The organism is Bifidobacterium bifidum ATCC 29521 = JCM 1255 = DSM 20456 (assembly GCF_001025135.1).
GTDB lineage: Bacteria > Actinomycetota > Actinomycetes > Actinomycetales > Bifidobacteriaceae > Bifidobacterium > Bifidobacterium bifidum.
Genome location: NZ_AP012323.1, coordinates 934691 through 953153 on the forward strand (window position 1 = coordinate 934691; position 18463 = coordinate 953153).

The window sequence follows — 18463 nt, forward strand, 5'->3', positions numbered from 1 at the left end:
CTTGCCTGTGGCAGTGGAAGTCGCAAGACTTCTTCCTAGAAGAAATCACATAAGAATAGGTAGGCATTCATGCGTAAAGCCAAGATCGTAGACACCATCGGTCCTTCCACCGAGTCTCCCGAAGGCATCACCAAGCTGGTTGAGGCCGGTATGGACGTGGCCCGTCTGAACCGTTCCCACGGCACTCCGGAGGATCACCTCAAGGTCTACAACAACGTGCGCGCGGCCTCCAAGGCAACCGGTCGTAACGTCGCCGCCATGGTCGATCTCCAGGGCCCGAAGATCCGCTGCGGCTGGTTCAAGAAGAACGCCGAGGGCGAGGACAAGGTCCAGCTTGAGGAAGGCCAGGAGTTCATCATCACCGCCGACGATGTCGAGGGCGACGAGCACATCACCTCCACCACCTTCAAGGGCCTGCCCGGCGACTGCCACCCCGGCGACCCGATCCTGATCGACGACGGCAAGGTCCGTCTGGAGGTCACCAAGGTCGAGGGCAACAACGTGCACACCAAGGTCGTCGTTGCCGGCCCGGTCTCCTCCCACAAGGGCATCAACCTGCCCGGCGTGGCCGTGAGCCTGCCCGCCCTGACCGAGAAGGATGAGGCCGACCTGCGTTGGGCCATCCGCACCGGCGCCGACATCATCGCCATGTCCTTCGTGCGTTTCGCCACCGACATCGACCGCGCCCACGAGATCATGGACGAGGAAGGCCGTCGTATCCCGATCGTCGCCAAGATTGAGAAGCCGCAGGCTCTGGAGAACCTTGAGGACATCGTCAAGACGTTCGACGGCGTCATGGCCGCCCGTGGCGACATGGCCGTCGAGTGCCCGCTGGAAGAGGTCCCGCTGGCCACCAAGCGCATCATCGAGCTGGCCCGTCAGTACGCCAAGCCCGTCATCGTCGCCACCGAGGTCCTGGGCTCCATGGTCCACTCCCCGGTTCCGTCCCGTGCAGAGGCTTCCGACTGCGCCAACGCCGTGCTTGACGGCGCCGACGCCACGATGACCTCCAACGAGACCGCCGTCGGCGAGTACCCGACCGAGACCGTCGCCACGATGAGCCGCATCTCCGGCTTCGCCACCGAGCACGGCTTCGACCGCATCCCCGAGCTGAAGAACCTCGACATGTCCTCCACCGGCGCCGTTTCCTCCGCCGCCGTCGACCTGGCCGAGAAGCTCAACGCCAAGGCCATCGTCGCCTACACCCAGACCGGCAACACCGTGCACCGTGTGTCCCGCGAGCGTCCGGCCGCCCCGATCTACGGCCTGACCACCAACGAGCACACCTACCACTGGCTGGCCCTCTCCTGGGGCACCGAGGCCTTCCTGCTCGATGAGGACTACCACGACAAGACCCGCAAGGATCTCATGGCCTTCACCGACAAGGTCCTCAAGAACGCCGGCAAGGTCTCCGACGGCGACAAGATCGTCGTGCTGAGCTCCGCTCAGGGCGAGCACGCCGCTGGCAGCACCGACACCATCTACGTGCACACCGTCGGTGCCAACGACTGATTTCAGCCGATAGCAGATTCGGCTTCCGCTGTGTGACGACGGAAGCCGAATACTCATGCGTGAGCCCCCGCTCCGAAACGAGCGGGGGCTCACGCGCTTTCGCCAGGGAATCGCATCGGCTCAAGGACGATGCGGAAGGTCGTCGCGCGGATGCGGGGCAGATGCGCGACTGTCTCGTGCGGAAGGCGAACCGCACAATCTCACATGCTCACATGCCGATGTGCTCCAGCAGTCCCTCATGCAGGCGAAGGATCGCGATAATCGTCTTCGCATCAACGATGGTGCCGTTGGTCACCATCTCCATGGCCTCCTGTTGCGTGTACAGGCGTACCGCGGAACGTGGCGTCTCCGGGCCGATCGCGGAACGGTCCACCTCCTTGAGTCCTGTCGCCAGATACAGCGCGGTGTACTGCGAGGAGAAGCTGGGCGTGTTGATGAAGCGCGTGAACTGGGTGAGCTTCGAAGCCTCGTAGCCGACCTCCTCGCGCAGCTTGCGGCTTGCAACGTCCAGATACTGCTCGCTTGGCGCGTTGGCATGGCCTGCCGGAATCTCCAACGTCCAGCGATGGGTCGGGATGCGGTACTGCTCGACGAACGGAATCTTCCCGTCAGCGGTCACCGCAAGGACGCCGACGGTGTCCCCGTTGTTCTCATGCAGGATGAACCGTTCGAACTGGCCGACCTGCGCCGAACTGAACGCGACCCTGTCCACGTTGAAATAATGGGTCTCGACGATTTGCTTGCGGGACTCCTCCTTGACCGGTGTCGGACGCCACGGATCGAAGGGTCTGTAAGTGTCACTGTCCATGCTCATAAGCCTCACCTTTGATAGTTCTCTTATGTGTTTCCATTGTAGGTCCGCGCTGGTGAGTTGCGGGGATATTCGGCGCGGCGTTGATGCTACCGGCGTAAATCGCGTGCTGGGGCGTATGGTGTCCACGGAACCGGCGTGACTCGCTGGAATGATGCGCGGCACGCCTGCAATGGACGAATGACGTAGCGATATGCTAAACTATCGCGAGTGCCAGAAACGCCCTCGTATCCCAATTGGTAGAGGAAGCAGCCTCAAAATCTGCGCAGTGTGGGTTCGAGTCCCACCGAGGGCACGTTGCATTATCGGGTGAGCCACAGTGCCGCATCGCCGAATCTCTATGTTATCGTTATACATGAAGTTCTGTCGATGAATCACTGTGTCGTGGAAAAGAGGTTGTGAGCATGGTGGCAAGAAAGAAGACCTCAACGCAAGAGCAAGAGGGTCAGGTAGAGGAGGTGCTTTCCGCCGACGAGCTGAAGGCAGTCTCCGAAGGCGAGCCCGTCGAGAGCGCCGTGCACAAGAAGCGCACGGTCGTTGTCGCCGAGGACGAGTCGGTGAACCGCATGGATCTGGTGGCCATGCTGGAGGATAACGGGTATGAGGTCGTCGGCGAGGCGGCCAATGGTGAGGAGGCCGTCGATTTGACGCGCAAGTTCCGCCCGGATATCGTGTGCATGGACGTGAAGATGCCCCGTATGGACGGCATCGCCGCCGCCGGTGTCATCTGCGACGAGAACATCGCTCCCGTGGTGATGCTCACCGCGTTCTCGCAGCCCGACCTGGTCCGTCAGGCGACCGGTGCAGGTGCCATGGCCTACGTCACCAAGCCGTATGAGGAATCCAAGCTGCTGCCCGCCCTGGAAGTCGCGATGGGCCGTTTCTCCGAGATCAACGACCTGCTCGACAACGTCGAGACCAGCGAGAACAAGCTCAAGGAGACCGAAGAGCAGCTCAAGAAGGCCGAGGAGAAACTCAAGAAGGCCGAAGACACGCTGGAGGAGCGCAAGCTCGTCGACCGCGCCAAGGGCCTGCTCATGGACAAGGCGGACTTCTCCGAGCAGGGAGCCTTCCGCTGGATCCAGAAGACCTCGATGGATCAGCGCATCCCGAAGAAGCGTCTGGCCATGGCGATCATCGCCAAGTATGGCGATCCCAAGCCGTCGGAAGTAGGGGAATGAGCGAATCGCGCGACGACGCCCAGACGAAAACGCGTGGAACGTTGCTGGTGGTCGATGGCCACTCGCTTGCGTTCCGCGCGTTTTTCGCTTTACCGGCGGAAAATTTCAGTACTCAGGCCGGTCAGGCCACGAACGCGGTATGGGGTTTCGCCACGATGCTGTCCCAGGTGCTGGACAGCGAGAAGCCCGACCATCTCGCGGTCGCGTTCGACATGAAGGGCGGCACCTTCCGCAACGAGATGCTGCCGCAATACAAGGGCACCCGCGAAGCGGCGCCGGAGGATCTGCTCACCCAGCTGCCGCTCATCCAGAAGATGCTCACGGCGCTGGGCGTCACCTACGTCGAAAAGCAGGGGTATGAGGGCGACGACATCATCGCCACGCTCGCCGCGATGGGGGAGCGGTCCGGATACGACACGCTGGTGCTGTCCGGCGACCGCGACGCCTTCCAGCTGATCGACGAGCGCGTCACCGTGCTGTATCCCGGGCATCACTTCAAGGACCTCAAGCACATGACGCCGCAGGCGGTGGAGGACAAGTACCATGTCGGCCCCGCGCAATACCCGGATCTTGCGGCGTTGCGCGGCGAGACTGCCGACAACATCCCCGGCGTGCCCGGCGTCGGCGACGGGTTCGCGGCGAAGTGGATCAACCAGTACGGCGGACTTGAGGGTATCATCGAGCACGCCGACGAGATAGGCGGCAAGAAGGGCGAGTCGCTGCGCGAGAACATCGAGCAGGTCAAGCTCAACCGCAAGGTCAACGCTCTGCGGCGCGACGTGGACCTCGGTATCGGCATCGAGGACCTGACATTCGGCGAGGTGGACGCCGACGCGCTTTCGGAACTGTTCACCAGCCTCGAATTCGGCCCGCGCACCCGCAGCAAGGTGCTCAAGTCGTTCAACGCCGGCAAGCAGGCCAGCGACGCAGCTGACAAGCACGCAGACGACGAGGACACCTCCGACGACCTGAGGATTCCCGAGGCCGTGACCATCGCGGATGAGGCGGCGTTGGCGGCATGGATCGACTCCGCACGAGACGGTCTCGGCTCGCCTGCCGACAATTCGGATGATGAGCCGCGCAACCGGGCGCACTGCGCCGACGTCATGGCATCGACCTGCGCGCTGTATGCCGAAGGCTCATCCAAACCCGGGAACCCGGGATGCAGCGTGCTGATGCTGGAGGTCGGCGGCAAGGCGGCCGTGCTGGAAGCCGGCGTGATCGCCGGCGTCCGTCCCGCGTTGCAGCGGTTCCTTGACGGGCACGCCGACCGGATAGTCGTGCACGGGTACAAGGAGCAGTCGCACATCCTCGCGTCGCTCGGACTGGACCTCGCCGAGCCGTGGTTCGATACGAAACTCGCCGGATACCTGGTCCAGCCGGACTATCATGCCGATTCGCTGGAACAGGCGGCATCCCATTTCCTGCAGCTGCAATTGGACAATGCCGATGACGTCGCGCAGGGGCAGCTGGACTTGAGCGGCGACGTCGATCCGGCCGACCAGCGCAAGGATCTGCTTCATATGGCCATGGTTCGCGCCCTCGCCGACATGCTGGCCGCGAAGATCGACGAACGAGAGCAGTTCAGGCTGCTGCAGTCCATCGAGCTGCCGGTGTCCCACGTGCTGTTCGGCATGGAGCAGGTCGGTGCCAGCGTGGACTTCATGCGCCTGACCGAGATGCGCGACCGGTTCGCCGTCGACGCTCGCGACGCGCAGGAGACCGCCTGGCAGTTCGCCGGGAGCCGCGTCAACCTGCAAAGCCCCAAGCAGTTGCAGGCCGTGCTGTTCGACGACATGGGCCTCAAGCCGACCAAGAAAACAAAATCGGGTTCGTACACGACCAATGCGTCCGCGCTGCAGGATCTCGCGGTCCGATCCGTCGGCAACGAGCGCGCCAACGGATTCCTGACCGCGCTGCTGCGCCATCGCGAGACGAACAAGCTCAAGCAGATCGTCCAAAGCCTGATCGATGCGGTGAACCCTGATGACGGGAGAATCCACACCACGTTCGAGCAGACCGTGGCCGCCACCGGACGGCTCAGTTCCGTCGACCCGAACCTGCAGAACATCCCCAACCGCAATGCCGAGGGCCGCGAGATTCGCTCCGCGTTCGTGCCCGGAGAGGGCTATGAGTCGCTGTTGAGCTCCGACTACTCGCAGGTCGAGCTGCGCATCATGGCCGACCTGTCGGGCGATGACGCGCTGATCGAGGCGTTCCGCTCCGGAGCTGACTTCCACAAGTACGTGGCGAGCCTCGTGTACGGCATCCCCGTTGACGACATCACCCCCGACCAGCGCACCCACGTAAAGGCGATGAGCTACGGGCTGGCGTACGGATTGAGCACCTACGGTCTCGCCCAGCAGCTCAAAATCAGCCCCGGCGAGGCTGACCGGCTGAAATCGCAGTATTTCGCGACGTTCGGCAAGGTCCACGAGTATCTGGAATCCCTGGTCGCCGGCGCCCGCGAGAAGGGCTACACCGAGACGATGTTCGGCAGGTGTCGGTACTTCCCCGGACTGCAGTCGCCGAACCGCAACATACGCGACGCCGCCGAGCGGGGAGCACTCAACGCGCCCATCCAGGGCTCGGCCGCAGACATCATGAAGATCGCCATGATCCACGCGTCCGACGCGCTCGCCAAGGCCAAGGTCCGTAGCCGTATCATCCTGCAGATCCACGACGAACTCGTGGTGGAGATAGCCCCCGGCGAAGCCGAGCAGGTGACGGGCCTGGTGCGCGACGCCATGGAGCACGCGGGCGATCTCGCCGTGCCGTTGGACGTGTCCACCGGCATCGGCTCCGACTGGCAGCTCGCCGCCCACTGACGGCGACGGCACGGCGACGGCACGACGGCAAGAAAAGAAAAGAGGACAAGCCATGACCACGCTTCGACAGGTCGTCAACGTAGTGGAAACCCTGTATCCGCTGCGCTATGCGGAATCCTGGGACGCGCCCGGCCTGATCGTCGGTGAGCCCGGTGCCGACGTCGGACTGGTCGCATTCGCCGCGGACCCCACCATGGCGGTGATCGATGAGGCCATCGAACGCGGCGCCGACCTGCTGATATGCCATCACCCGCTGCTGTTCCGTTCCGTGCACGCCGTCTCCGGACAGGACGTGCACGGCGCCATCGTCGGCAAACTGTACAGCCATCACTGCGCTCTGTGGGTGGGTCACACCAACGCCGATTCCGCGTGGCGCGGTGTAGGGCAGGCTGCGGCCGACGCGTTCGGCCTGGTCGATCAGCGGCCTCTGGTGCCCATCGACGACCCGGGGTCTGCGCACGCCGTGGGCCTGGGTCGTGTCGGCCTGCTGGAGGAGCCGATGACCTTGGAGCGTTTCGCGCATCGCGTGGCGCAGGCGCTGCCGGCCACGAATCTTGGTATTCAGGTCGCCGGCGACCTCCAGTCGCTCGTGCGGCGCGTCGCGGTGCTGCCGGGATCGGGGGACTCGCTGTTCGACGAGGTGCGGGCCAGCGGAGCCGATGTGTATGTGACCAGCGACCTGCGCCATCATCCGGCGACGGACGCCTTGGAACAGGCGCGGTACGAGGCGTCGCTGCTCTCGCGCGGACTGGCCGCCCCCTCGGCCGGGAATACGGGAACGGCAGGGAACGCCGTCGCGCGTCCGGCGCTGATTAACACGCCGCATTCCGCCATCGAGTCGCTGTGGTTCCGATACGCCCCGGACGACATCGCCGCGGCGGTCGAGCGGGCGACGGGGGAGACCATACGCACCACCCATATCACGATGAACACCGATCCGTGGACGCTGAACATCCCCTGCCGGGGCTAGCCGGTTGCCGCTGCACATCGCTGACAACTTCTTTCGAAAAAGGACCATTCATCATGCCTGACCGTTCAACCGCTGACACCGCTGGCACTGCCGAAACCGTGGGTACCGCCGCCGCAAGCGACATCACCCGGCAGGTCGACGCGCTGCTCGACCGCTCCACCGACGGCATCGTCATGGACAGCCGGGATCGCAGGGCCGTCGTGCTGTCACGACAGACCGTGTACCAAGGGGCGGTGTTCGACGTGGAGGACATGCGCATCGCGCTGCCGGCCGGTGGCGGGGACTGCGTCACCGTGCGTCGCCAGGTGTGCCGTCACGCGCCATGCGTCGTCATGCTCGTCCATGACGAGGCCCGGGACCTGTACCTGCTGGAGCGCGAGTACCGCGTAGGCTCCGACCTGTTCGCCTACGGTCTGCCAGCGGGACTGATGGACGACGGAGAGGACGTGGAGCAGGCGGCGCTGCGCGAGCTCGCCGAGGAGACCGGCGTGGTGCCGGTCGGAGAGGACGACGTCATATTCGACCATGTGGGGGCATTCTACTCATCGGAAGGCATGAGCGACGAGCTCGCCAACATCATGGTCATGCACCTGCGACGCTGGGAAAGCCGACCGCGCCGGTTCGATCCCGACGAACACGTGGAATCTGCGTGGGTGACCTGGCGCCAACTCGCCGGAGTGCCGGTCACCGCGTCGAACTCCGTCATCGCCATACAGCATGAGACGATTCAGCGAATCCTGAAAAAACAATAAGTATTCATGGTAAAACAAACATAGTTCGCTGAGAATTTTTCTTTATATCGGTTTGAAGTTAACTATGTTCACGTTGGCGTGCGATAATATGACCATGCAGCAAATACGACCCGGCTCCATGTACCCGTTGGGTGCGAACTACGACGGTTCTGGCGTGAATTTCGCCTTGTTCTCGCAGGTGGCGGACAAGGTCGAGTTATGTCTGTTCGACGAGGACGACAAAGAGACGCGCATCGAGATGACCGAGCAGAACTCGTACGTCTGGCATAACTATATTTCCGGAATCCAACCCGGGCAACGCTACGGTTACCGCGTGTACGGCCCGTACGATCCCGCCAAGGGCATGCGGTGCAACCCGAACAAGCTGCTGCTCGACCCCTACGCCAAAGCCATCGAAGGCAACATCGACGGCGACGAAAGCCTGTTCTCCTACCGTTTCTCCGACCCGGACGGCCCAATGAACGACCTCGACTCAGCCGATCACACCATGAAGTCCGCAGTCGTCAACCCCTATTTTGACTGGGGCAACGACCAGCATCCGAACACGCCATACCATGATTCGGTCATCTACGAAGCCCACGTGCGCGGCATGACCAACCTCAACAAGGACGTGCCGCCGCAGATTCGCGGAACCTACGCCGGCCTCGCGCACCCCTCGGTGATCGAATACCTGAAAAAGCTCGGCATCACCGCACTGGAGCTCATGCCCATCCACCAGTTCGTCAACGACTCGTTCCTGCAGGAAAAGGGACTGAGCAACTACTGGGGATACAACACCATCGGGTTCTTCGCGCCGCACAACGCCTACGCATGCTCAGGCCAGCGCGGCGAGCAGGTCAACGAGTTCAAGGCGATGGTCAAGGCATACCACCGCGCTGGCATCGAGATCATCCTCGACGTGGTTTACAACCACACCGCCGAAGGCAACGACATGGGCCCGACCCTGAGCTTCAGGGGCATCGACAACCAGTCGTACTATCGTCTGGTAGATGGCGATCCGCGGCATTACTTCGACACCACCGGCACCGGCAACTCGCTGCTCATGCGCTCTCCCCACGCGCTGCAGCTCATCACCGACTCGCTGCGTTATTGGGTCACCGAAATGCACGTCGACGGCTTCCGCTTTGATCTGGCCGCCACGCTGGCACGCCAGTTCCAGGAGGTCGACAAGCTGTCCGCATTCTTCGACATCGTCGAACAGGACCCGGTCATCTCACGTGTCAAACTCATCGCCGAACCGTGGGATCTCGGCTCCGGCGGCTACCAGGTGGGCGGGTTCCCGTCGAGCTGGTCCGAATGGAACGGCCGTTACCGCGACTGCGTGCGCGACTTCTGGCGCTCGCAGCCGTCCACGCTTCCCGAGTTCGCCAGCCGTCTGCTCGGCAGCTCCGACCTGTATCAGGTCAACGGCCGCAGGCCGGTCGCTTCGGTGAACTTCATCACCGCGCACGACGGCTTCACCATGAACGATCTGGTCACGTACAACAACAAGCACAACATGGCCAACGGCGAAGACAACCGCGACGGCGAAAGCAACAATCGTTCATGGAACTGCGGCGTGGAAGGCCCCACAACCATTAGCGATGTCAACAACCTGCGCCAGCGGCAGCTGCGCAACCTGTTCTCCACGCTGCTGGTCAGCCAGGGCATCCCGATGATCTGCGGCGGCGACGAGGTGGAACGCACCCAGCAGGGCAACAACAATGCCTACTGCCAGGACAACGAGATATCGTGGCGCAGCTGGGACTCCACGCCCGAGCAGGAGGACCTGCTGCAGTTCGTGTCCAAGCTGATTCATCTGCGGCTGGAGCATCCCGTGCTGCACAGGCGCCGCTTCTTCTCCGGGCGTGAGCCGGGCGAGGACGTCTCGACGATCCCGCAGATCGAATGGTTCGACCACACCGGATCAATCATGGACATGGATGACTGGTCGAACACGCACGCGTTCTCGATGATGGTGTTCCTCAACGGCTCGCGCATCCCCGAGACTGACTGGTACGGTTCGCCGATGATCGACAACGATTTCATCCTGATCTTCAACGCGCATTACGAGCCGATCATGTTCACGCTGCCCAGTGAGCGGTATGGCAAGAAGTGGCAGCTGCTCATCGACACATACAACCCCAAGGGGCCGGAGCTGAGCTATGAGGCGGGATTCGCCATCACCGCTCAGGCGCGCAGCTTCCTGCTGCTCAAGAGTTCTGATTGCCCGGCGGTACGTCGCGAGGACAGCTGAGATCTCGTGGCAGGTGCTTCGCATCTGCGCGCTGTGTGCGCTACGCTAGGCAGGCGCCGACCGGTGACTTGCGTGTTACCGGTCGTTCGACAGGCGGGATTGCAGTTCCGCGACCTGCTCGTTGGGGCCGGAGCCGTCCGCGTCTCGGGCTGGATTGCCGGGGCCGGCACCGGTGCTGTCACCAGTGCCGGGCTGCAGCATCATCAGCTGATCCTGCAGACGATCGGCCTCGATTGCGGCGATTTGCCTTGAGAAGACGATGAACCATCCCAGAAACAGCAGTCCGGCGAGCGCTTCGAGATTGGTGAGCGTTCCCTGGCCCATCAGCATCCTGATACCGATGGCAGAGCAGATCAGAATCGCCAAGGCGGAAATCACCGACATCACCTTCGGTATCCGCGGGGCGAGCCACGGCAGGGAGAGCATCAACACGCCCATGATGACCGTCAGTCCCTTGGCGCACACGTTGTGCATGATCGGGTGCGGCGTATAGCGGAACGCGCCGATGCCTATGAACATGAGCCCGGATATGGTCAGCAGCAGCGACAGGATGGCGATACGCAACGTGAAATGCGTGATGTCGCGGTCATCGGCGGCGGTGCCGGTGCTTTTGTTCATCTGATGGCGTGCTCGATGTATGCGTTCGGTGGTGATCAGCTCCGAGATGGCGAAGTAGCTGACGATGATGATGCACGTTCCGGCGAGCATCAGCGTCGAGTTGAACATGCGGGCCGCGAACGTGGTGCGGTCGCCGAGCTGCGAGAAATTGTTGTGGTACCAGTACGGGTCGTCGGTGGTCAGGCCGGCGGTGCACACGCCGGAAATCACGAAGAACGGCAGCAGCGAGGCCAACGTCTTCGCGTTCATCATCTCCGCCTGCACGAACGTCATATAACCGACGACGCCCGCGAAGCCGGCGCAGATGGGGGTGAGGTATCCGCTGAACGTCGCCGACCCCATCATGCCGTTGATTGCGCCGAGTAGGGCGAATGACGAGAGGAACACGGTCGCCGCGTACACGATCGACAATGCGAGGATTTCGAACACGCGACGAATCGGGGCGAACCAGCCGCGATGCAGGTTGAGCGAATGGGAGTGGCTGGCGTAACCGACGCAGAATGACAGGGCGGCGCAACCGGCCAGAATGCCCGCGCACACCATGAAACGTCGTTGGGTGATCTGCCAGATCGCCGGGGCGAACTGCATGTACAGCGACATCATTATCGCGCCGACCATCGCGCAGATCAGGAATGAGATCAGACCAAGGGTCTCCGCTCGCTGATGACGTCCCATGACACCCCTTTCGCCGTCCGGATATCCATTGTACTCGTGCGGTTTCGCGGCTGTGTTGCGTTGGTGGCCGGGGAGGGGGGCGGTGCGGGACGAGATTGTGACGCGACGGTACGGGGTTATGACGGGGCGGCGTGGGACGATGACCGGTATGCGGCGTGGTGCCTGTTCGTGCGTGGGATGTGTCGTCCGGATTTGCGTTCCTAAGTGCGCGCCGAAACGACGACCGTGCGCACATAGGTACGCAAACAGGGCCATTTGCGTACCTATGTTCGCGCACTCGTCGTTTCGGCGCGCACTTAGGAACGCAATGGGAGGGGCCTACATTGCGCCGATTATTTGGACCATCGGCGGGGTGGAAGATGCGGGTCGAGTCCAATGGCCCCGGATTCGGTTGCCAAGGTCTACGGAACCCGGTGATAATTGAAAAACGGGCTCAGTCTCGGCCTATGGTATACTCAACATTTGTGCTTTGCCTTGGGCTGGGCACATCGGGCTGTAGCGCAGTTTGGTAGCGCGCCTGCTTTGGGAGCAGGATGTCGCAGGTTCAAATCCTGTCAGCCCGACCGGAGCCCTACTCCCGCTTGGGGAGTGGGAGTAGAGCTTGAAATCGTGTTGACGGACGTTGTCGCTGCAGTGGCCTTCGGTGCGGTGGCGGAGGCCGCCTACATCGTCTAAGGAGCATCATGCGGATATCGGCACCGTGATCACGCTCGGGTCCGGGTTCGTGGCGTTGATCGTGCCCGCGTTCGTTCGGGTATTCAAGAAGTATATTCCCCAGCGGATACGTCGGATCCGTGTTCCTCGCCGCATCCATCCGGTTCGGCGTCATCGCCATCGCCGCCACCGGCGGATTCGACGGTACTTATATATGGGGCATCGTGCTCGCGGGCGTAGTGGGCGTCGCTCAGACCGTGTACGCACTCGTCAACCAAGCCTTTGACGGAAGACTGTCTAAAGCGTAGAACAGTGCCGGGTAAGGCCCGAAATCCTGCGCACTTTGTGATTTGAGTTTCCTGGAAGAGGATATGGCCCGTGCCGGGTACGATTTTCAGTCGCTAACACTAGAAAACCGCGATTGGAAAGAGGCAGAGGCCATGTCCAAGGAAATCATACAGTTCGATGACGCCATGTTCGAGACAAAGCTCGACGCCATGGTGCGTGACAAGGTAGAACAAATAGTCAACGCGATGCCCGACGCTTCAGGCCGACGAGATCGCCAACGCCGCGAGATACGAACGAACCGGCGAACGCAAGGCGTACCGTGCCGGCCACTACGAACGCAGCCTGACCGCCAAGGCCGGCAGGCCGGAGCCGAAGGTGCCCAAGCTCAAAGGTGCCCTGTTCGAGTCGGCGGTGGTCGAACGCTGCCGGCGGCGCGAGTCCGGCGTCGGGGAGGCGCGGAAACCGCACTGCATGAAGAACAGCCGCGCGGTGATGCTGGCATGGACGGTGAGCCGATCGATGCCGGCTGCGTCGGCGAACCGCTCGACTTGTCCGAGCAATAGCGAGGCCACGCCCTGCCGGGAGCATGAGGAATCCACGAACAGCATGTCGATATACCCGGCTTTGTCGACGTCAATGAACCCGACCGGAACGTTCTAGGTTTCGGAAGATTCCCGTATGGGGTCTTCGAGCGGATATTTCGCGGTTTCGGCGACCCATGTGTGCACCGTTATCCGGCGTTCGTTCCATTGCCCAGGTGTGCCGGTATGCCCGGCCCATGCGCGAATCTGTTCGCTGTTGTAATCCCGGGAGGCGATGCCGGTCGCGGGCCGACGGAACACCGCCATCGTGGCCTCCGCGGCATCGGGCCGATACCTGCGAATCATGAAACGCATACCTGAAAGTGTAAGGGAAATCAGGCATACGGCGCGGAGAACGATGTCGTCGCAATCCCTCGCAGTCTGTGAGCCAACTCGTGAGCCAACCGACCAACACGACATTCAGGTCACGATAATTCTGATGCGCCCGGTCGCATCTCACTGCCACATCACATTGTCGAGATCCGCACCGAATCTTGTCGCGTTGGCTTCAATCAACCAACCAGTTCTGGCGCAAACGCGATTCAATGGTTCTCCTGCTTGCCGCGCAGGAACACGATCGGGATGATGATCAGCGGCGCCGCGCATGCGCCCATGGCCAGTGAATAACCGCTGGTGAGCCACTGGCCGGTCTGCATGCTGACGCCCAAATCCTTGGTGATGGGCGGCAGAGCCGTGGTGAGCGCCGTGGCCATGACGGTGGTGGCGATGCACGAGAGCATGATGTTGATGAAGATCAACGTGCGACGGTGGTTGCTAAGAGGTGCTGTTCGGTGGTGGTTGTTGTGACGTGTGTAGTGGTGTTTGGCATGATTCCGTTTCGATTTTTGGCTCTCTGCGGAGGCTCAAGTTCCAACTAAAGGTTTTGCTTATCGAGCTCTTGGTAGTGCTCTTTGATCACGGTGAGGATTTCGGCGAATTGTTCGCGCTGCTGAGCGGTGAGCACTTCGAGCAGTTTACCGGTGGCTCCGTTATCGGCCGCACGTCGGCGCATCGCCTCGGCCTTGCCCTCCTCGGTGAGCGCGACCAGATAGGTGCGCCCGTCTTCGGGATGGGGAGTGCGCGCGACCCATCCGCGCGCCTCCATTTTGCCGAGCAATTCGCTCAGCGATGCCGACCGTATACCGAGGATCGCGGCGAGCCGGCGCTGGCTGACCGGCCCGAGACCACTGACGGTCAGCAGGCAGCGCGACTGGCCGCTGCCGTATATCAGCGAATGGTCGCGTCGTGTTTCGCGTTGATGGCTGATACGCGCCGCATCATAGAACAGCTCCGCCAGCGCTTTGTCGTTCATTGTCGTGTTCGTCCGCCTCCATCGTTTTTGCAAGGTACCTAATGAGTAATACAAGGTACCTTGACAAATGAGTTCAGGTTACGGCGCATTCGGGCGAGGCTATTCGTCCTCGCCTAGCGCGGCGGATGGGGGGTGAGCACGCTGGTATAGGGGATGTCGCCGGACAGGACGCCGTCGTAGAAGCGCTGTTTGGCGTCGATGAAGTCGATGGAATCCCGAATCTCCGCGAGCTGCTCGACCAGCCGCGCCCGCTTGTCGGCGAGCATCTGCTTGCGCTCGGGGATGCTCGGCTCGCCTTCAAAGCACAGTTCAGTGTATCGGCGCATTTCTTCGATGCTCAGACCGCAACGGTGTAGGCACAGCAGACCTTTGATCCATGTGATGTTGCGGTCGTCGAAGACGCGGCGGTTGTTGGCATCCCGTTTGAGGTTCGGCACCAGACCGGCGTTGCAGTAGAACTTCAACGTCTCGTAGGCGAGACCGGTCGCTTCGCAGGTCTGCTTCATCGTGTACATGGTGCCCCTCCTTACGTTCTTTTATTATCCGGCAGTGCTTACCGGTAGTTTCTACCGGTGTGTCGTGATTTGACCGGTAGCTACTACCGGAAAATATAGTGGCAGTCATAACACGGCTCCCGTTAGAGGGAACACCAACCCTGACATCAACGAAAGGCAATACCCATGGAGATCATCACCCTGCGCAATGGCGTCGACATGCCCAAGCTCGGCTACGGCGTCTTCCAGATCGCCAAGGACGACACCGCGTGCTGCGTCGCCGACGCCATCGAAACCGGCTACCGCCACATCGACACCGCACAGTCCTACTTCAACGAATCCGAGGTGGGCGACGGCATCAAGGCCAGCGGCATCGACCGAAAGGAGTTGTTCGTCACCACCAAGGTCTGGCTGGAACACTACGGCTACGAGCAGACGCTCAAATCGGTCGAGGTCTCGCTCAGGAAGCTCAAGACCGACTACATCGACCTGCTGCTGCTCCACCAGCCGTTCTCCGACGTGTACGGCTCATGGCACGCGCTCGAGAAGCTCTACAAGGACGGCGTGGTGCGCGCCGTCGGCGTGAGCAACTTCTTCCCGTACCGTCTCGCGGACCTCATCGCGTTCAACGAGATCGCGCCGATGGTCAACCAGATCGAGACCAATCCGTTCAACCAGCAGGTTGACGCGCACGCCTACATGGCAGAACACGGTGTGGTGCAGGAGGCGTGGGCGCCGTTCGGCGAAGGCAAGTCCGGCATGTTCACCAATCCGACGCTCGTCGCCATCGGCGAGCGGCACGGCAAGTCACCCGCCCAGGTGATTCTGCGCTGGCTCATGCAGCGCGACATCGTCGCATTGCCGAAGTCGACGCACAAGGAACGCATGGCGCAGAACATCGATATCTTCGACTTCACGCTGACGGACGACGACATGGCGTCGATCGCCGCGCTCGACACCCGCACCAGCCTGTTCTTCGACCACGCCACGCCCGCGGCTGTCGAACGAATGGCCACGCTGGTCAAAGAGCGCGCCGGACGGGAATGACCTGCCGGAGGCGGTGCATATAGCTCTTCGCCGACGGCCTGAAACGTAGCGACGGACAGGCAAGCGGGCATGATGGAAGCGATATTTCGCCGCATCGCGGAAACGCAAACAAACAAGGAGGAGCCATGGCCGTCGAGAACGCCAAGGTACTGATCATCGTGAACAATTGGGGCATCGAGGAAACCGAGCTGACCCGCCCGTTGCGTGACCTCAAGGCCGCAGGAGCCGCAGTGACGCTCGCCGCCGCGACGCTCGACCCGTGCGAAACAGTCAGCCACGACCGGTACGAGGGCGAGACGCTCACCCCGGACGCGCTGCTGTCAGACGTCAACGCCGGTGATTACGACCTGCTGGTGGTGCCCGGCGGCACCTGCAACGTCGACCGCATCCGCGTGAACGAGGACGCCATCGCAATCGCGCAGGAATTCGCCCACGAAGGCAAGCCGATCGCCGCGATCTGCCACGGCGCATGGCTGCTGGTCAATGCCGGACTCATCGCAGGGAAGACCGCCGCCCCCTGCCGCTACATTCGTGCCGATATCGAGAACGCGGGCGGCCATTACGTGGACGAGCAGCTGCACATCGATGACGCCAACGGCTGGCGCCTCATCACTTCCCGCAAGCCCGCCGACCTCGACTACTTCGTCGACGCCATCAAAAAGACCCTGGCCTGACTCATCCGACTCGGGACGGGCGGCGGCGAAGTCGGATGGGCCATCGTTCCAGCCGGCCTCGCCGCGCGGCCAGGCGAGCGACAGCCTAAGCCGCTCAGGCGATGAAACGCAGATATGTGAGATCGTCGAAAGTCGCGCGACCCTGAAACCCCTTGGTCGACCGATACCGGTCAATCAGATCCGGATCTTCGCTGCGAAGCCGCTGCAGCTCGCGTTCCGATTCGTCGAGCGTGGGCCGCAGCAGCGGATAGCCATCAGACGCGAGCACCACCTCATCGCCGGGAGAGACGGGCACAGTGCGGATGGGGTACGTCATGTCGGTGAACCCGTCGAACACGAAGTAGCCGAACGGCCCTCGTTTGTTCGCGAACTGCGATTGCAACCGCAGGAACGGCAGTATCATCGCGCGCGACGGGTCCTTCGGCGCCGCATCGGAAGCCGGTGCGCCGAACGAGCCGGATATCGGGACGTCGGGCGTGCCGTCCTGCATCTCTCGCAGCGCAAGCACCGTGAACGCGCGCAGATCACCGAGCAACACATCGACATCCTTGGTCGTCGGCGTCTGCACGCCATTGACCATGATCTGGCAGTCCCCGAACAGCCACGCCTCATGCCGCCGGGCGCTGTATACCACTGCGTTGACCTGCAGACGTTCCACTGGCTCATCCGCGAACACCCGAATTCCGGCCTCATGCGAGCGGTAGCGGGCCTGGAAACATTCGTCAACCGCCCGCTGCATCTGTCGCATCGATGCATCCGCAGGCATGCCACCGATGATGCCGAGCATCAGATCCTTCGCCACGACGCCGCCACAGATGCCGCACGCTTTTGCTTGTCACCCCATCCACGACGGCCGCGAAGTCATCCGTGACCAGCATCCCGTCCTCGTTGAGCGACTGGTCGTTCCGCTTGCCCCGGCAATACCGCTCTATGATACGCATCATCAGGCCCGTGCGCATTGGGCGAACGCGCGGTAGAGGATGTTCCGCGTCGCGTCGCCGACCGACCCGTCCACCAGTATGATGTGGTGGTTGCCGTCGTCGCGCTCCGTGACATCGCGTTCGCCGGTCGATGCCACGGCCTGGCGCAAGGCGGCCATGTCCGCATCCCATTGCGGTACGGGCGTGCCGAACGAGCACATGTCGAACACGAATGCGCAAGGGGTCGGGTTGAAGGATGACGTCGTGCGCTCGCTGTATCGATATGTGTACGCGCTCGGTGTTCCATACGGTCGGCCTACGCGCATGTAATCGTCGATGGCGCGGTTGACGCAGAAGTCGAATTGCCGGAAGCCTGACGGCAAGTACACGTTGTAGTTGTTCGCCGCACGGTCGAGTTTGTCTCGCCATTGGCCGTCGAACATCTCTCGGCGACTGTCCTCATGAGCGCCGGGGCCGAGCGTGTATGATCCGAGTCGAGACAGGTATTCCGCCTGCACCGAGGCGGCGAGCTCCTGCAACGACCCTGCGCCCAAGCCGCCCGCCGTCGTGGTGCTGGTGCTACTGTCGTCCGGCATCGTGCGGGTCACCGTCGTCGTGCCGTCCTTCAGCGTGACCACGGTGGTGGCGATGCCGGTGTCCCCGTCGCGCGAACTGGTGCGGGACACGACCTTGCCGTCGGCATCGCGCCGCGACGGTGAAGTTGCGGATGCCGATGCGTCGGGCGCCGCGCCGGCACCGCCCTGATGCGAGGTGGCGGCCCATATCGCGATGGCGACCGCCGCGATGATGATGACGGCTCCGATGACGAATTCCATGCTGGTTCCTTTAATGGCGCCGGTGGTGATTGCGGTGCTGGCCGCTGTTGACCATCCTATCGTCGCCAGTGGGC

17 protein-coding genes, 2 tRNA genes and 2 pseudogenes are annotated in these 18463 nt (G+C 62.3%); 12 read left to right on the plus strand and 9 right to left on the minus strand.

What is annotated here, in order from left to right; translation table 11 throughout:
- The first annotated feature begins 69 nt into the window (after window positions 1-69).
- Complete coding sequence (gene pyk / locus BBBF_RS03720; RefSeq protein ID WP_021647432.1) at window positions 70-1512, plus strand: pyruvate kinase; 1443 nt, start codon at window positions 70-72, stop codon at window positions 1510-1512.
- A gap of 208 nt (window positions 1513-1720) precedes the next feature.
- On the opposite strand, the gene BBBF_RS03725 is transcribed toward pyk, so the two are convergent.
- Window positions 1721-2320, minus strand: coding sequence for an NUDIX domain-containing protein (locus BBBF_RS03725; protein ID WP_033509494.1), 600 nt, complete (start codon window positions 2318-2320; stop codon window positions 1721-1723).
- Between the two features lie 224 nt (window positions 2321-2544).
- Here BBBF_RS03725 and BBBF_RS03730 point away from each other — a divergent pair.
- The 6 genes from BBBF_RS03730 to glgX all read left to right on the plus strand — a co-directional run bounded on the left by BBBF_RS03730 (window position 2545) and on the right by glgX (window position 10290).
- Window positions 2545-2618 (plus strand) — tRNA-Leu (locus BBBF_RS03730).
- Between the two features lie 109 nt (window positions 2619-2727).
- Window positions 2728-3504 (plus strand): ANTAR domain-containing response regulator, encoded by a 777-nt coding sequence (locus BBBF_RS03735; protein WP_003812733.1) that lies wholly within the window; start codon window positions 2728-2730, stop codon window positions 3502-3504.
- Window positions 3501-6332, plus strand: coding sequence for a DNA polymerase I (gene polA / locus BBBF_RS03740; protein ID WP_021647430.1), 2832 nt, complete (start codon window positions 3501-3503; stop codon window positions 6330-6332). Before BBBF_RS03735 ends, polA begins: the two co-directional genes overlap by 4 nt.
- 52 nt (window positions 6333-6384) lie before the next feature.
- The gene (locus BBBF_RS03745; protein ID WP_003812738.1) at window positions 6385-7302 is read left to right on the plus strand and encodes a Nif3-like dinuclear metal center hexameric protein; all 918 of its coding nucleotides are present in this window, start codon (window positions 6385-6387) and stop codon (window positions 7300-7302) included.
- Window positions 7303-7355: 53 nt separating this feature from the next.
- Window positions 7356-8054, plus strand: a complete 699-nt coding sequence (locus BBBF_RS03750; RefSeq protein ID WP_021647429.1) for an NUDIX hydrolase — start codon at window positions 7356-7358, stop codon at window positions 8052-8054.
- 64 nt (window positions 8055-8118) lie between these two features.
- Window positions 8119-10290 (plus strand): glycogen debranching protein GlgX, encoded by a 2172-nt coding sequence (gene glgX / locus BBBF_RS03755; protein ID WP_021647428.1) that lies wholly within the window; start codon window positions 8119-8121, stop codon window positions 10288-10290.
- Window positions 10291-10365: 75 nt separating this feature from the next.
- Here the strand turns inward: glgX and BBBF_RS03760 are convergent, their stop codons facing one another.
- Window positions 10366-11583, minus strand: a complete 1218-nt coding sequence (locus BBBF_RS03760) for a hypothetical protein (protein ID WP_021647427.1) — start codon at window positions 11581-11583, stop codon at window positions 10366-10368.
- A 489-nt stretch (window positions 11584-12072) separates the two neighbouring features.
- On the opposite strand from BBBF_RS03760, the gene BBBF_RS03765 reads away from it, so the two are divergent.
- From BBBF_RS03765 to BBBF_RS09810, 3 genes and pseudogenes are all read left to right on the plus strand, one after another.
- Window positions 12073-12146: transfer RNA gene (locus BBBF_RS03765), tRNA-Pro, on the plus strand.
- A 231-nt stretch (window positions 12147-12377) separates the two neighbouring features.
- Complete coding sequence (locus tag BBBF_RS10585; protein ID WP_003812746.1) at window positions 12378-12545, plus strand: hypothetical protein; 168 nt, start codon at window positions 12378-12380, stop codon at window positions 12543-12545.
- 132 nt (window positions 12546-12677) lie between these two features.
- Window positions 12678-12981, plus strand: a pseudogene (locus BBBF_RS09810) (transposase); the annotation flags it as partial.
- Window positions 12982-13025: 44 nt separating this feature from the next.
- Here BBBF_RS09810 and BBBF_RS10705 read toward each other — a convergent pair.
- The 5 genes and pseudogenes from BBBF_RS10705 to BBBF_RS03790 all read right to left on the minus strand — a co-directional run.
- Window positions 13026-13133: pseudogene (locus BBBF_RS10705) on the minus strand (GNAT family N-acetyltransferase); the annotation flags it as partial.
- A 48-nt stretch (window positions 13134-13181) separates the two neighbouring features.
- Window positions 13182-13412 carry a GNAT family protein gene (locus BBBF_RS03775; RefSeq protein ID WP_017143347.1) on the minus strand — a complete coding sequence of 77 codons (231 nt, stop codon included), beginning with the start codon at window positions 13410-13412 and terminating at the stop codon, window positions 13182-13184.
- A gap of 236 nt (window positions 13413-13648) precedes the next feature.
- Window positions 13649-13846, minus strand: coding sequence for a hypothetical protein (locus BBBF_RS03780; RefSeq protein ID WP_230306890.1), 198 nt, complete (start codon window positions 13844-13846; stop codon window positions 13649-13651).
- Window positions 13847-13980: 134 nt separating this feature from the next.
- Complete coding sequence (locus BBBF_RS03785; RefSeq protein ID WP_003812752.1) at window positions 13981-14418, minus strand: MarR family winged helix-turn-helix transcriptional regulator; 438 nt, start codon at window positions 14416-14418, stop codon at window positions 13981-13983.
- Between the two features lie 113 nt (window positions 14419-14531).
- The gene (locus tag BBBF_RS03790; RefSeq protein WP_021648374.1) at window positions 14532-14933 is read right to left on the minus strand and encodes a MerR family transcriptional regulator; all 402 of its coding nucleotides are present in this window, start codon (window positions 14931-14933) and stop codon (window positions 14532-14534) included.
- Window positions 14934-15098: 165 nt separating this feature from the next.
- Between BBBF_RS03790 and BBBF_RS03795 the strand changes: the two genes are divergently transcribed.
- Window positions 15099-15959, plus strand: coding sequence for an aldo/keto reductase (locus BBBF_RS03795; protein ID WP_021648373.1), 861 nt, complete (start codon window positions 15099-15101; stop codon window positions 15957-15959).
- A gap of 125 nt (window positions 15960-16084) precedes the next feature.
- Window positions 16085-16633, plus strand: a complete 549-nt coding sequence (locus BBBF_RS03800; protein WP_003812758.1) for a DJ-1/PfpI/YhbO family deglycase/protease — start codon at window positions 16085-16087, stop codon at window positions 16631-16633.
- A 94-nt stretch (window positions 16634-16727) separates the two neighbouring features.
- On the opposite strand, the gene BBBF_RS03805 is transcribed toward BBBF_RS03800, so the two are convergent.
- Window positions 16728-17435, minus strand: a complete 708-nt coding sequence (locus BBBF_RS03805; RefSeq protein WP_021648372.1) for a PP2C family serine/threonine-protein phosphatase — start codon at window positions 17433-17435, stop codon at window positions 16728-16730.
- Between the two features lie 141 nt (window positions 17436-17576).
- On the minus strand, window positions 17577-18389 hold the full coding sequence (locus BBBF_RS03810) for a hypothetical protein (protein ID WP_003812763.1): 813 nt from the start codon (window positions 18387-18389) through the stop codon (window positions 17577-17579).
- Between the last annotated feature and the right edge of the window lie 74 nt (window positions 18390-18463).